Here is a 14,667-nt window from a genome sequence, read left to right as displayed (position 1 = left end):
AATAAATTCATTCAATACAACGTGTGTCATAAGTTCTGTTGAACATAACGGTGAATGGCGATGTCATTGTAACCATCTAAATGAGAGTGATACAAGTTGTTAGGATTATGATAGTCGCCCAGGCTATGTTTAATGATAGAGGAGGAATTTGATGATCTCTAACAAATTAGCAAATATCCCTGATAGTTATTTCGGGAAAACGATGGGACGTAAAATCGAACATGGACCATTGCCATTAATTAATATGGCAGTTGGAATCCCTGATGGGCCCACGCCACAAGGTATTATTGATCATTTTCAAAAAGCACTAACTATTCCTGAAAATCAAAAATATGGTGCTTTTCATGGTAAAGAGATGTTCAAGCAAGCCATTGTAGATTTTTATCAAAGACAATATGATGTGACGTTAGATAAAGAAGATGAAGTATGTATTTTATATGGTACAAAAAATGGATTAGTGGCAGTACCAACATGTGTTATCAATCCAGGAGACTATGTATTACTACCTGACCCAGGCTACACTGATTATTTAGCAGGTGTACTTTTAGCTGATGGCAAGCCTGTTCCGCTTAATTTAGAACCGCCGCATTATTTGCCAGATTGGTCCAAAGTTGATTCACAAATAATAGATAAAACAAAACTCATTTATTTAACGTATCCAAATAATCCAACTGGATCGACAGCTACGAAAGAAGTTTTTGATGAAGCGATAGCTAAATTTAAAGATACAGACACTAAAATCGTGCATGATTTTGCTTATGGTGCTTTCGGTTTCGACGCTAAAAATCCTAGTATACTTGCTTCGGAAAATGGGAAAGATGTTGCGATTGAAATTTATTCCTTGTCTAAAGGTTATAACATGTCAGGTTTTAGAGTCGGGTTTGCAGTTGGTAATAAAGATATGATTCAAGCTTTGAAAAAGTACCAAACGCACACAAATGCTGGGATGTTTGGTGCATTACAAGATGCCGCAATATATGCTTTGAATCATTATGATGATTTTTTAGAAGAACAAAGCAATGTATTTAAAGCACGACGTGACCGATTCGAAGCCATGCTTGCAAAAGCTGATTTGCCATTTGTTCATGCTAAAGGTGGTATATATGTATGGTTGGAAACACCGCCTGGTTATGACAGCGAGCAATTTGAGCAATTTTTAGTGAAAGAGAAGTCAATACTTGTTGCTCCAGGGAAACCATTTGGAGAGAATGGTAATCGTTATGTGAGAATCTCATTGGCGTTAGATGACCAGCAATTAGACGAAGCTGCAATAAGATTAACAGAACTAGCATATTTATATGAATAATAAAGTTAAGGGTGATGTTAAAATGACAAAAATTAAAATCATGAGTGTACGTGATGAAGATATGCCTTATATCAAGGCGTGGGCAGAGAAACATCATGTTGAGGTAGATATTACTAAAGAAGCATTAACTGATGACAATGTTGAAGGTGTCGCTGGTTATGATGGCTTATCGCTATCACAACAAATACCATTATCAGAGCATGTTTATAAACGATTAAATGAACTAGGTATTAAACAAATCGCACAACGTAGTGCTGGATTTGATACATATGATTTGGAGTTAGCAAATAAGTATAACTTGATTGTGTCAAATGTGCCGTCATACTCTCCGAATTCAATTGCGGAGTTTGCTGTGACCCAGGCTATTAATGTGGTTCGTCATTTTAATCAAATTCAAACGAAAGTGCGAGAGCATGATTTTAGATGGGAACCTACTATTTTATCGAAATCCATTAAAGATTTAAAAGTAGCTGTTATTGGTACAGGTCGAATTGGCCGTGTAGTAGCCGATATATTTGCCAATGGTTATCAAAGTGATGTGGTCGCATATGATCCGTTTCCTAATGCTAAAATTGCAACGTATGTCGATTACAAAGATACGATTGAGGAAGCGGTTGAAGGTGCTGATATCGTGACATTACATGTACCTGCAACGAAATATAATCATTATCTATTTAATGCTGAATTATTTAAACATTTTAAAAAGGGCGCAGTATTTGTCAATTGTGCGTGAGGTTCTTTAGTAGATACTAAGGCGTTATTAGACGCATTAGACAATGGTGTGATTAAAGGTGCAGCACTTGATACGTATGAATTTGAACGCAAACTTTTCCCAAGTGATCAAAGGGGCAAAACACTGAACGATCCATTGTTAGAATCGTTGATTGACAGGGAAGATGTCATATTAACACCACATATTGCGTTTTATACTGAAGCTGCAGTTGAAAATCTAATTGTCGATGCATTAGATGCAACATTAGATGTATTGCAGACTGGAGATACTAGGTTACGAGTAAATTAAAAATCGAACTGATGAGATAATTTGGATTGTTGGGATTCTCATCAGTTCGATTTTTTAATTTGGTGTTGATGACGTTGAATATTGCCTAATTAAACGACATCGTAACCTTGATCTTCAATTGCGTCTTTCATTTGAGATACAGCAACTTTACTGTCATCATATTGAACACTTACTTGACCATTTTCAAGGTTAACTTCAGCTGAAGTGACACCGTCAATATTATTTAATGCAGATTCAACAGCACTTTTGCAGTGACCACAGCTCATACCTTCAACATTTAAAATTTCTTGTGACATAGCATTCACCTCCTTTTAGGGAGTGGGACAGAAATGATATTTTCGTAAAATTTATTTCGTCGTCCCACCCCGGCAAGGTTGACTAGAATTGAAAAAAGCTTGTTACAAGCGCATTTTCGTTCAGTCAACTACTGCCATTATAACTTTGTAGAGCATAGAACATTGATTTATGTCTCAGGCTCTTATGCAGTTGGAGCGAAGATCCAACTGTAAACCATAGTGTACTTATTATTTATAATAATGTTGGAACCTAATAGGCAAAGCTATTAGGTAAGATACACTAATTCGCCAAGCGAAAAGTGTAACTATATATGCAGTTGGAGCGAAGACCCAACTGTAAACCGTGACATTATAGAGCCAATCACTAGCCTATCTCAGAATCACCAACGAATCCTTCATTATTAAGGAATCTAGGCATCTTTACGGCGTGGTTCTAATCGCATCTTTTTCAATCTAAGTGCGTTTGTGACAACACTTACTGAACTTAGTGCCATTGCAGCACCAGCAACCCATGGCGCAAGTAAGCCCAATGCAGCTATAGGGATACCGGCAATATTATAGCCGAATGCCCAAAATAGATTTTGACGAATATTACGAATGGTTGCTTTACTTGCATAAATGGCTTTAGGAATAAGCATCAAGTCGCCACCAAGAATAGTAATATCAGCTGCTTCAATGGCAACTTCTGTACCTGTACCAATGGCGATACCGATATCAGCTTTAACTAATGCAGGTGCATCATTTACACCGTCACCAACCATCGCAACCTTCTTACCTTGTTGCTGTAGTTTCGCAATTTGTGCAGCTTTTTCTTCTGGTAAAATATCTGCAATAACAGTATCTATGCCTACTTGTTTTGCAATAGCTTGAGCAGTATTTTTATTATCGCCAGTTAACATGGCAACTTCAATGCCCATATCATGCAATTGTTTTATAGCATCTTTAGCATGATCTTTTACAGTATCTGCCACTGCGATGATACCAGTTAATGAATAATTAACAGCAATGAGCATAGCAGTTTTACCATCTCGTTCATAATGTGTTAAATCATCAGAAATATGCTTAGGCAAGCTAATATCATTGTCAGCCATTAATTTACGGTTACCAACCAATATATGGTGATGATCAATCGTTGCTTCAATTCCATGACCAGGTACTGCTTTAAATGTTGTTGTCTCAGTTAATGTTAATTGCTTTTCTTTTGCATAATTGACAATGGCTTCTGCCAATGGGTGTTCAGAATCTTTTTCAGCAGTAGCAAGTAGTTGTAGCGTTTGATCGTCACCATGATAATCTGTCACGACTGGACGACCATTTGTAATGGTACCCGTCTTATCTAAAACGATGGTATCAATTTGATGTGTGCGTTCAACAAACTCGCCACCTTTAAATAAAATACCATTTTCAGCAGCGCGACCGGTACCTACCATAATAGAAGTTGGTGTAGCAAGTCCTAATGCGCATGGACAAGCAATGACGAGAACGGAAATACTCGCAACAAGTGCAGGTTCAAATGTACCTGGTGTAACTAAAGTAATCCACACGATAAATGTTAATAGTGCGATACCAACAACGATAGGAACGAAATAACCAGAAATAATATCTGCCAATCGCTGAATCGGCGCTTTAGAACTTTGAGCTTCTTCGACAACTTTAATAATATTTGCCAACGCAGTGTCCCCGCCAACTTTTGTTGCTGTCATAGTAATAGTACCGTTTTTGTTCATCGTTGAACCAATTACAGTATCATCAACATTCTTTTCAACAGGGATAGATTCACCTGTTAACATAGATTCGTCGATGGCAGTCATACCTTTAATAATTTTGCCATCAACAGGTATCTTTTCACCTGGTTTAACGATAAGTGTATCTCCAACATGTACCTCATTTAGAGGAATCATCACTTCATTACCATCTTTTAAAATGCGTGCTTCTTTAGCTTGTAAACTTAATAATTCGCCAAGCGCATTGGTTGTTTGAGACTTCGCTCTAGCTTCTAAATACTTACCGAATAAGATTAAGGTAATTAGTACGGCGCTTGTTTCAAAGTATAAATGCGGTTGCGTTGTTGAGCCATTTAGCCAACGAACCATTTCATAAATACTGTAAAAATATGCTGCACTTGTACCAACAGCAACAAGTACATCCATATTGGCGCCACCATTTCTTAAGTTTTTATAAGCACCTACATAAAATTGCCATCCAATAATAAATTGTACAGGTGTAGCTAAAATAAATTGGAACCATGGATTCGTAAATAGTGCTGGTATATGCATATTGAAAAGATGCACAAACATTAACATTAATAGCGGTAAAGATAATACTGCTGATATGATAAGCTTAATCAATTTATGTTGTAGCGCTTCAGCTTTGCGTGACGTTTGATCTTTATTGTTATCTTTAATAGACGCGTCATAACCTAATTTTTGAATGCGAGTGACAAGTTTATCAGCATCTGTTTCTTCAGGATAATAGTCAACTTTAGCTTGCTCTGTTGTTAAATTGACCGTTGCATTTTGAACGCCGTCCATTTTATTTAACACTTTTTCAATACGGCTTGAGCATGCGGCACAAGTCATGCCTGTAATGTCTAATTCGACAGTTTCTACAGCGACACCGTAACCTAAATGTTGAATCGTATTAATAAATTCTTGGACATCATGTTGATCAGGGTTATACTCAACAGTTGCTTTCTCTGTAGTTAAATTCACTTGGGCATTAACGTCATCAAGTTTATTCAGTTTCTTTTCGATACGATTTGAACATGCGGCACAAGTCATACCAGTGATATCTAATGTTGTTTTTTTCGTATTAGCCACATTATTGCCTCCCTGTGATTCATTGTTACACGTCTAATGTACCCCCTATAGGTATATAAGTCAATCGTTGCGTTTTACTTTTACCAATTTTAAAAAGAAAAAGAGAGATTGCCGTGCAAACATTGCACAACAATCTCTCTATTTAGCATCTATATAAAAGAAGTCGTAATTAATATTAAAGGATGTATGAATGAAAGGTAAAACTTAAATGACTTCTGGATTTGCAATTCTTAGGTGACTTAAAAGAAATCAGATGGGTTAAATTCTTTCGCATGTAAATTTTTAAAATTATTAAGATGGATGACTTTATCATCATCTTTGTTGTCTGACAACTGACGACTCGTGTCGTTTGTCATTTCGTAATCTTGTATCGTTTTAACTAAACCTAGAATGATTAAGATAGCAACTGTGCCTGTAATTAATATTCTCATCGCTATCATACTCCTTTATATTTCTCTTACTCACATTGTACGTTAATAGATTAAAAAATGAATGCGTCTGTAGTATTGAATTTATCTACTACTTTAGCAGTATTTGATGTGAGAATTGTATAGATAAGGGTGATAAGGTCATGATTTCATAATGTTATAGCGAATTAGTTGCATAGGCGAATGTTTATTTGATTAACTTTTAAACAAGTAAATAAGTTATTAGGAGTTGAAAGGTGTAATGACTGAAAAAGAAAAAATGTTAGCAGAAAAATGGTACGATGCAAACTTTGATCAAGACTTAATCAATGAACGTGCACGAGCGAAAGATATTTGCTTTGAATTAAATCATACAAGACCGAGTGACACAAATAAAAGAAAGGAATTAATCAATCAATTATTTCAAACAACAACGGACAATGTCGAACTCGCAATTCCTTTTGATACTGATTATGGATGGAACGTTAAACTTGGGAAAAATGTCTTTGTAAATACCAATTGTTATTTTATGGATGGTGGACAGATTACAATTGGCGATAATGTTTTTATTGGACCTAATTGTGGATTCTACACAGCGACACATCCACTTAATTTTCATCATAGAAATGAAGGTTTTGAAAAAGCAGGACCAATTAACATTGGCAGTAATACTTGGTTTGGCGGTCATGTAGCCGTGTTACCAGGGGTGACGATTGGAGAAGGTAGTGTGATTGGTGCAGGTAGTGTTGTCACAAAAGATATTCCGCCACACAGTTTAGCGGTTGGAAATCCTTGTAAAGTCGTTCGTAAAATTGATAATGAGGTACCATCAGAAACATTGAACTATGAAACACTAAATTAGTTGTCATGACGCTTCTAAATTTTAAAAAGTAACTAATCATTTTCAAAATGCTTGAGAAGAAAGGTATAAAGCACAAAAATGAAAGCGATTGCAAAACCGACCTTACTCATAGTAAAATGAGTTTAAATGATGTTATATCATTAAATCAAAGGGTTAAACCACTTTCAAAATTTATAGGGGGTAAGTGTACATGGTAGTAGAATTTAAAAATGAACCTGGTTACGATTTTTCAGTCCAAGAAAATGTGGATATGTTTAAGAAAGCATTGAAAGACGTGAAAAAAGAATTAGGTCAAGACATACCATTAGTGATTAATGGAGAGAAGATTTTCAAAGATGACAAAATTAAATCAATCAATCCTGCAGACACATCACAAGTGATTGCAAATGCATCAAAGGCAACAAAACAAGATGTTGAAGATGCATTTAAAGCAGCAAACGAAGCTTATAAATCTTGGAAAACATGGTCAGCAAATGATCGTGCAGAGCTTATGTTACGTGTTTCGGCAATTATTCGTCGTCGAAAAGCGGAAATTGCAGCAATTATGGTTTATGAAGCAGGTAAGCCATGGGATGAAGCAGTTGGTGATGCAGCTGAAGGTATTGATTTTATTGAATACTATGCACGTTCAATGATGGATTTGGCTCAAGGTAAGCCAGTACTTGATCGTGAAGGTGAACACAATAAATATTTCTATAAATCAATTGGTACAGGTGTTACAATTCCACCGTGGAACTTCCCGTTTGCGATTATGGCTGGTACGACTTTAGCACCAGTTGTTGCAGGTAATACAGTGTTATTGAAACCTGCTGAGGATACACCTTATATCGCTTATAAATTAATGGAAATTTTAGAAGAAGCAGGATTACCAAAAGGCGTAGTTAACTTTGTTCCTGGTGATCCGAAAGAAATTGGTGATTACTTAGTTGATCATAAAGATACGCATTTCGTTACATTTACAGGATCACGTGCGACAGGTACTAGAATTTATGAACGTAGTGCCGTTGTTCAAGAAGGTCAAAACTTCTTGAAACGTGTTATCGCTGAAATGGGTGGTAAAGATGCCATTGTAGTTGATGAAAATATTGATACAGATATGGCAGCAGAAGCTATTGTAACGTCAGCGTTTGGTTTCTCTGGTCAAAAATGTTCAGCATGTTCACGTGCAATTGTGCATAAAGACGTTTATGACGAAGTATTAGAAAAGTCAATCAAACTAACAAAAGAATTAACGTTGGGCAATACTGTAGACAATACGTATATGGGCCCGGTTATTAATAAAAAACAATTTGATAAGATTAAAAATTATATCAAGATTGGTAAAGAAGAAGGTAAATTAGAACAAGGTGGCGGCACTGATGATTCAAAAGGTTACTTTGTAGAACCAACAATCATTTCAGGACTTAAATCTAAAGATAGAATCATGCAAGAAGAAATTTTTGGTCCAGTTGTTGGCTTTGTGAAAGTTAACGATTTTGATGAAGCAATTGAGGTTGCAAATGATACGGATTACGGTTTAACTGGTGCAGTGATTACAAATAATCGCGAGCATTGGATTAAAGCGGTAAACGAATTTGATGTGGGTAATTTATACCTTAACAGAGGCTGTACTTCAGCAGTTGTTGGATACCATCCATTTGGTGGTTTCAAAATGTCAGGTACGGACGCTAAAACAGGTAGCCCAGACTACTTATTACACTTCTTAGAACAAAAGGTTGTTTCAGAAATGTTCTAATGCTTCATAATGAACAAGGGCCATCCATTGCGGTTGGCTCTTTTTATTTATAACTTTAAAAATTAAGTAATAGCAACCATATTTTTAGAAAAGGATTATAGGTATAAGAATGTGAGATACGTTATTTTAATAATCATGGCAATTGTATTAGCAATTTGGTCATTTAAACAATTGAGTCAAAGTCATTTAGATAGCGGATTTATGTTTTTCTTCATAGTTTATGTGTTGTGTATCAGTTATTTTAATAGCGATAAGCACGATAAAAATAAAAAACGATAGTAGTACACGAATTCATTAATGTGTAAACTATCGTTTTTATTATGAATGTTGGTAACGCTTATGAGCCTCTAATCTACTATTTAATCTTAATATTTATTACCTTATGGAAAATTTTATCAATTTCCTCGCTAGGCCAATCAATTTTTTCATCTTTAATCCAATGTAAAAATCCTTCAATCAATGAACCGTATATATAAAATAATAAATTATTAGGAATATCTCCATCGACATCAATTCTGTCGCTATTGTTTTTGATGTCGTCATTCATAATTTTAATGCAAACATTTTTTAAAACTTTATTAAACTCTGCATCTTCTTGTTGGAAGTCTGCTACTTTTTGTAAGTCTTCTTTATTATTAATTGTATCGTTAATCGTTTGGAATGGGTGGTTAAGGCGATCACTAATATCAGTCGCAAAATATGCTTTGGTCAATTGATTGAACAAATATTCAAGTAAGTCATATTTATCATAAAAATGTTTATAAAATGTTGTACGGTGTACGAGCGCGTTATGACAAATTTGGTTGACAGTAATTGTCTGGAACAAATGTTGTTCTAACAATTGAAGCAAACTTGAAGACAATGCTTTCTTTGTCTTAATCACTCTTAAATCGGTCTCTTTCATCTACATTTCTCCTTAATATGTAGTTTAAAATACAGAATTCAAAAATTAGTTCTTTAAGATGTATGGTATAGATACTATAATCGAACAATAATCTACACTGTATAGTTAAACTATAACGTTGATTTTAAAGGGAGGCAATATATTTGGCGAAATTTTTATACAAGATGGGTACATTTATCGCAAAGCATAAGTGGTCCACATTAATCGCATGGGTAATTATTGTAGCTGCAATATTTATACCAATTGCTACAAATGCACCGAAATTTGACAATGATATTAAAATGACTGGATTAAAGTCATTAGACACGAATGAAAAGATTGAAAAGTATTTTAATCAAGATAGTGAAAAGGCACAAATTCGTGTGGTCTTTAAGACGACTAAAGATGATGGAATTGTACAACCGAGTATCACTAAAGATATTAAGAAAACGTTAGACGATATTAAAAAAGATGACAAACACATCGATAAAATATCAGATCCATATGAAAATAAGCAAATTAGTAAAGACAAAACAACGGCATTTGCAGATATCACATATAACGTGAGTCAAACATCTTTGAAAGATGATTCTAGAGATAATATTAAAAGTCATTTAAAAGATTTGCGTGACAATCATAATGTACAGACTGAATTAACAGGAACAGGTATGACCTCTACAGAAGTAGGCGGTAATTCTGAACTAGTTGGTATCATTGTTGCATTTGTAGTGTTATTGATTACATTTGGTTCAGTCATTGCTGCAGGATTACCAATTATAAGTGCATTGATTGGTTTAGCATCTGGAGTTGGTATTATTAGCCTATTGACCTATGTCTTTGATATACCTAATGTTACATTAACTTTAGCGGTAATGATTGGGCTCGCTGTTGGTATCGATTATGCATTATTTATTTTGTTTAGATATCGACAAGTAATGAAAACTGAAACAGACTATGCTAAAGGTATCGGACTTGCAGTGGGAACAGCAGGTAGCGCAGTCATCTTCGCTGGTGTGACAGTTGTGATTGCCGTATGTGGTTTATCGCTAGTTGGCATAGATTTCTTAGCAGTGATGGGGTTTGCTTCGGCAATTAGTGTTATATTTGCTGTATTCAGTGCACTGACTTTATTACCTGCGTTAATTAGCATTTTCCATAAACGCATTAAAGTGAACAAATTGCAGTCTAATTTTAAAAAAGATATTGATACGCCGTGGTCTAAATTTATTACTGGTAATGCACTTGCAGCAGTATTATTAGGTTTAATTATATTAGTTGCAGCGGCTATTCCAGTTAGTCATATGCGTCTAGGCATTCCGGATGATGGCGTAAAGCCAGCAGATTCTACTCAGAAAAAGGCATACGATATTATTTCAGATAAGTTCGGTGAAGGATTTAATGGCCAAATACCGATGCTGATTAACGTTAAAGATAAAAAAGATGATCCACAAGGATTACAACAAGATTTACAATCTGTGTATAAAGATATTAAAGATAAGAAAAATGTAGATATTGTTACGCCGCCACAAATGAGTAAAGATAATGATTACGCTTTGATGGTCGTGATACCTAAGCAAGGGCCTAATGCAGAGAGTACAAACGATTTAGTGCATGATTTACGAGATTATCATAAAGATGCACAAGATAAATATGGGTTCAAAACGGAGATTTCAGGACAAAGTGTCATTAATATTGATATGTCTAAAAAGTTAAATGAGGCGATACCTTTATTTGCAACAGTAATTGTTGTATTGGCATTTTTCTTATTAATGATTGTCTTTCGTTCAATTCTAATACCGTTAAAAGCAGTTTTAGGATTCGTCTTGTCATTAATGGCAACACTAGGTTTTACAACCTTTGTAATGCAAGATGGCTTTATGAAAGGATTATTCGGCATAGAAACGACAGGACCAATGCTAGCCTTCTTGCCGGTTATTACAATTGGTATACTATTCGGCTTAGCAATGGATTACGAAGTCTTCCTTATGTCGCGAATTCATGAAGAATATAGTAAAACAGGGGATAATGATTATTCTATCAAAGTAGGATTGAAAGAAAGTGGTCCTGTTATTGTAGCAGCTGCATTAATCATGTTTAGTGTCTTCTTTGCGTTTGTATTCCAAGAAGATGTCATGATTAAATCAATGGGTATGGCATTAGCGTTTGGTGTACTCTTTGATGCCTTCGTAGTCAGAATGATGTTAATTCCTGCATTAACTAAATTGTTTGGAAAAGGTTCGTGGTATTTACCAGCATGGTTGAATCGTATTATTCCACGAGTTGATATTGAAGGACATGCACTTGAAAAATATAAAACGGTTGAATCACAGGAATCTGAAGCTAAAGATAGTAAGGAAACATACGACACAACCTTTAAAGTATATCCACAAGGTGCAACAAATGTATCGAAACATCAAGATGTACATGGGCAAGATGATGCACGTTCAATAGTACTAGATGATAAAACGATGGCATTGTACCAAGAAGTGAAACAGCAAACGACGAATCCATTGTTCTTATATGATGCTTTAATGGATTATCAAAACAAGCATCAACTAAATTCAAAACAACAAGCAACGAATATAGAACAGTTGAATAAAAATATTGAAAAACTCAATCAATTGTTAGAAAAAAACTTAAGAAATAAATCATAAAATAACATGTACATGCCTCCGCTTTAAATGTCTATCAATGACATTTGAAGCGGAGGTTTTTTGCATGGAAGCGATTATACAAAATATTTTTGCAATGTCACAAATTTTACATGAAAAATGAAATTTATTTAAATAAAGTATTGCGAGCTACAATTTTAAGGGTTATGATTTTTAAGTGATAATGATTATTATTTCTAATAGGAGAGCGAAATAGTATGTTAAACATTAAAAATGGTGAAATGAATAAGGCTTATAAAATAAAGCGAATGGATATTGCTAATGAGAATATGTTGTATCGTCTAAGTGCCTTTGGGTTAACAGATGACGCTATCATAACGATTAAACAAAAATGTTTATTTAAAGGGCCATGCATTATTGAAGTAAACGGACAACAGTTAAGTATTAGACATTGCGATGCTTGTTCTATTGCATTAGAAGAATAGGAGTCGGACGAATGGAAAATTATTGTATTTTAGGAAATCCTAATGTTGGTAAAACATCTTTGTTTAACGCTTTAACTGGTTCGTATGAATACATAGGCAACTGGAGTGGCGTAACGGTAGAGAAAAAAGTAGGGAAGCTAAAAGAAAATGTAGGACAATTAATTGATTTACCAGGTACATATGATTTATCGCCGATTTCTAAAGATGAAACTGTAGTGACAGACTATTTATTAAACGATTCATTTTCAGGAATCATTAACATTGTTGATTCGAGTCAACTAAAAAGAAATATGCAATTAACAGTACAATTGTTAGAACTTAATCAACCAATATACATCGGATTAAATATGATCGATGTAGCTACAAAGCGCGGGATAAAAATCGATTATCATAAATTGATGAAAAAGTTAAAAACACCTATTTTTCCAGTTGTGGCACGTACAGGCAAAGGAACTAAACATTTACTTGGCGAAATAAAGCATCTAGGGGAAGGGTATCGACCGCATTTTAAAATCAATTATGGTGAGAAGATTGAAGAGACAATTAAAAATATGTGTTAAATAATAATGACAGAGACATCTCATGATAAGTATCAAGCTAGGTTTATTGCGATTCAATTCTTATTAAATAACATGCAAATTGCAAACGAACTTAATTCAGAGGTTGTAAATAAATTGTCGAGTTTACGTTATCAAGTTGCTGAACAAGTAGGGGCTGTATCTGTTCGTCGAGAGATGGAGCGTATACGCAATCATTATATTGAGACATTATTGCAAGACGTGGTAACGTATCCAGATGAAGATAAGCAATATTTCAGCTCTAGAATAGACAAGATATTAACACATAAATATATAGGGATGCCTATTTTTCTAGCGATTATGTGGTTGATCTTTCAAACTACATTTACATGGATTGGCACACCTTTGTCGGATCAACTCGATGCATTTATAGGTGGTACATTTACAGATAGTGTGAAGACGATTATGAATTATCTTGGCGTTATACCATTTTTACAAGATTTAATTACAGATGGCATTATTGCTGGTGTAGGATCAGTATTAGTCTTTGTACCACAAATTGTTGTGCTCTTTTTCTTTATATCTTTATTAGAAGATTCAGGTTATATGGCACGTATTGCGGTTTTAATGGATCGTATTATGGAATCGTTCGGTTTAAGCGGGAAGTCTTTTATACCGATGATTATCGGATTTGGTTGTAACGTACCGAGTATTATGGCTGCGCGCAGTATTGAAAATGAAAAAGAGCGTTTAACAACGATATTAATTGCACCATTCATGTCATGCTCTGCTAGACTGCCAGTGTATGCGTTGTTCGTAGGTATCTTTTTCAAAGAGAATCAATCTTTAGTAGTATTAAGCTTGTATGTTTTAGGTATTATTATGGCATTTTTAGTCAGTACAGTACTTACTAAGACGGTTTTAAAAAATGATAATGCAATCTTTATTGTGGAATTGCCAACATACCGTGTGCCTTCCATTAAAACGTTGTGGCGTAGTACTTGGGAAAAGGCTAAGGGCTTTGTTCGTAAAGCAGGTACATTTATTTTTGGCGGCTCAGTAGTCATTTGGCTATTAAGTTATGTAGGGCCACATGGTATCAATGTGAATATCAATCAAAGTTTTTTACATATGGTTGGTAGCTTCTTTGGTATGTTAGTGCAACCGCTCGGATTTGGAACATGGCAAGCAGGTGCTACGTTAGTGCCAGGATTTTTAGCAAAAGAAGTTATCGTAAGTTCGATGGCGATTATCTATTCATCAGGTGATGCAGGCCTTGTTAATGTGATTCAAAATCAATTCACACCGCTATCTGCGTATGCATTTATGATATTTATACTATTGTATATTCCTTGTGTTTCTACAGTGGCAGCAATCCGTAAAGAGACTTATTCATGGAAATGGACGGCACTTGCAGTTGCCTATCCTCTAGTCACTGCATATGTCTTAACATTCATTTTTTATCAAGTCGGACATTTATTTGTTTAAGGAGTGGTTAAAGTGTCAATCATTATTAACATTTTAATTTTTTTAGCAATTTTCGGATATGCCTTGTATACGTTAGTTAAATTTTTCAAACGTTCGAAACAAGGAAAATGTGGTACATGTGACATTGATCGTGATTGTTGTGGAACAGAACAACACACAGCGAATCATTTTCCTGGGAAATAATTTTAAAAATGAGCACAGGAGAGGGCGTCCTGATGCTCATTTTTTGATACGC

11 protein-coding genes and 2 pseudogenes are annotated in these 14,667 nt (G+C 34.9%); 9 read left to right on the top strand and 4 right to left on the bottom strand.

Annotated features, from left to right (window positions below):
* Positions 1-151: 151 nt before the first annotated feature.
* Together IDG45_RS01720 and IDG45_RS01715 are read left to right on the top strand one after the other, a co-directional pair.
* Positions 152-1,306: an aminotransferase class I/II-fold pyridoxal phosphate-dependent enzyme gene (locus tag IDG45_RS01720; protein WP_000625068.1), complete on the top strand. Its 1,155-nt coding sequence runs from the start codon at positions 152-154 to the stop codon at positions 1,304-1,306.
* Positions 1,307-1,328: 22 nt separating this feature from the next.
* Positions 1,329-2,327: pseudogene (locus tag IDG45_RS01715) on the top strand (D-2-hydroxyacid dehydrogenase).
* Positions 2,328-2,416: 89 nt separating this feature from the next.
* Here IDG45_RS01715 and copZ read toward each other — a convergent pair.
* The 3 genes from copZ to cwrA all read right to left on the bottom strand — a co-directional run bounded on the left by copZ (position 2,417) and on the right by cwrA (position 5,873).
* Positions 2,417-2,623, bottom strand: a complete 207-nt coding sequence (copZ, locus tag IDG45_RS01710) for a copper chaperone CopZ (RefSeq protein ID WP_000076662.1) — start codon at positions 2,621-2,623, stop codon at positions 2,417-2,419.
* Between the two features lie 410 nt (positions 2,624-3,033).
* A complete protein-coding gene (locus IDG45_RS01705; RefSeq protein WP_000024126.1) occupies positions 3,034-5,442 on the bottom strand; it encodes a heavy metal translocating P-type ATPase in 2,409 nt (802 codons plus the stop codon).
* Positions 5,443-5,681: 239 nt separating this feature from the next.
* Complete coding sequence (gene cwrA / locus IDG45_RS01700) at positions 5,682-5,873, bottom strand: cell wall inhibition responsive protein CwrA (RefSeq protein ID WP_001221404.1); 192 nt, start codon at positions 5,871-5,873, stop codon at positions 5,682-5,684.
* Positions 5,874-6,111: 238 nt separating this feature from the next.
* Between cwrA and IDG45_RS01695 the strand changes: the two genes are divergently transcribed.
* From IDG45_RS01695 to IDG45_RS01685, 3 genes are all read left to right on the top strand, one after another.
* A complete protein-coding gene (locus IDG45_RS01695) occupies positions 6,112-6,711 on the top strand; it encodes a sugar O-acetyltransferase (protein WP_031927583.1) in 600 nt (199 codons plus the stop codon).
* Between the two features lie 190 nt (positions 6,712-6,901).
* A complete protein-coding gene (pruA, locus tag IDG45_RS01690) occupies positions 6,902-8,446 on the top strand; it encodes an L-glutamate gamma-semialdehyde dehydrogenase (RefSeq protein WP_000259700.1) in 1,545 nt (514 codons plus the stop codon).
* Between the two features lie 111 nt (positions 8,447-8,557).
* A complete protein-coding gene (locus IDG45_RS01685) occupies positions 8,558-8,725 on the top strand; it encodes a hypothetical protein (RefSeq protein ID WP_072357687.1) in 168 nt (55 codons plus the stop codon).
* Positions 8,726-8,801: 76 nt separating this feature from the next.
* Here the strand turns inward: IDG45_RS01685 and farR are convergent, their stop codons facing one another.
* Entirely contained in the window at positions 8,802-9,350 is a 549-nt protein-coding gene (gene farR, locus IDG45_RS01680; RefSeq protein WP_000665224.1) for a fatty acid efflux pump transcriptional regulator FarR, read from the bottom strand.
* Between the two features lie 143 nt (positions 9,351-9,493).
* Between farR and farE the strand changes: the two genes are divergently transcribed.
* The 4 genes and pseudogenes from farE (at position 9,494) to IDG45_RS01660 (ending at position 14,615) form a co-directional block, all read left to right on the top strand.
* Positions 9,494-11,983 (top strand): fatty acid efflux MMPL transporter FarE, encoded by a 2,490-nt coding sequence (gene farE, locus IDG45_RS01675; protein WP_042907898.1) that lies wholly within the window; start codon positions 9,494-9,496, stop codon positions 11,981-11,983.
* Positions 11,984-12,198: 215 nt separating this feature from the next.
* A complete protein-coding gene (locus IDG45_RS01670) occupies positions 12,199-12,426 on the top strand; it encodes a FeoA family protein (RefSeq protein WP_000932073.1) in 228 nt (75 codons plus the stop codon).
* Positions 12,427-12,437: 11 nt separating this feature from the next.
* A pseudogene (gene feoB / locus IDG45_RS01665) lies at positions 12,438-14,432 on the top strand (ferrous iron transport protein B).
* 12 nt (positions 14,433-14,444) lie between these two features.
* Positions 14,445-14,615: a FeoB-associated Cys-rich membrane protein gene (locus tag IDG45_RS01660; RefSeq protein WP_000022350.1), complete on the top strand. Its 171-nt coding sequence runs from the start codon at positions 14,445-14,447 to the stop codon at positions 14,613-14,615.
* Positions 14,616-14,667 lie beyond the last annotated feature (52 nt).

It is taken from the genome of Staphylococcus sp. EG-SA-10, assembly GCF_017151945.1.
Classification (GTDB): domain Bacteria; phylum Bacillota; class Bacilli; order Staphylococcales; family Staphylococcaceae; genus Staphylococcus; species Staphylococcus aureus.
Note: the sequence above shows the minus strand (reverse complement) of the source record. Positions and strands in the feature narration are given on the sequence as shown.

Bases quoted from the DNA above. Each gene is read 5' to 3' on its own strand.
- IDG45_RS01720 (WP_000625068.1), top strand. From the start codon at position 152: ATGATCTCTAACAAATTAGCAAATATCCCTGATAGTTATTTCGGGAAA.
- copZ (WP_000076662.1), bottom strand. From the start codon at position 2,623: ATGTCACAAGAAATTTTAAATGTTGAAGGTATGAGCTGTGGTCACTGC.
- cwrA (WP_001221404.1), bottom strand. From the start codon at position 5,873: ATGAGAATATTAATTACAGGCACAGTTGCTATCTTAATCATTCTAGGT.
- IDG45_RS01695 (WP_031927583.1), top strand. From the start codon at position 6,112: ATGACTGAAAAAGAAAAAATGTTAGCAGAAAAATGGTACGATGCAAAC.
- pruA (WP_000259700.1), top strand. From the start codon at position 6,902: ATGGTAGTAGAATTTAAAAATGAACCTGGTTACGATTTTTCAGTCCAA.
- farR (WP_000665224.1), bottom strand. From the start codon at position 9,350: ATGAAAGAGACCGATTTAAGAGTGATTAAGACAAAGAAAGCATTGTCT.
- IDG45_RS01670 (WP_000932073.1), top strand. From the start codon at position 12,199: ATGTTAAACATTAAAAATGGTGAAATGAATAAGGCTTATAAAATAAAG.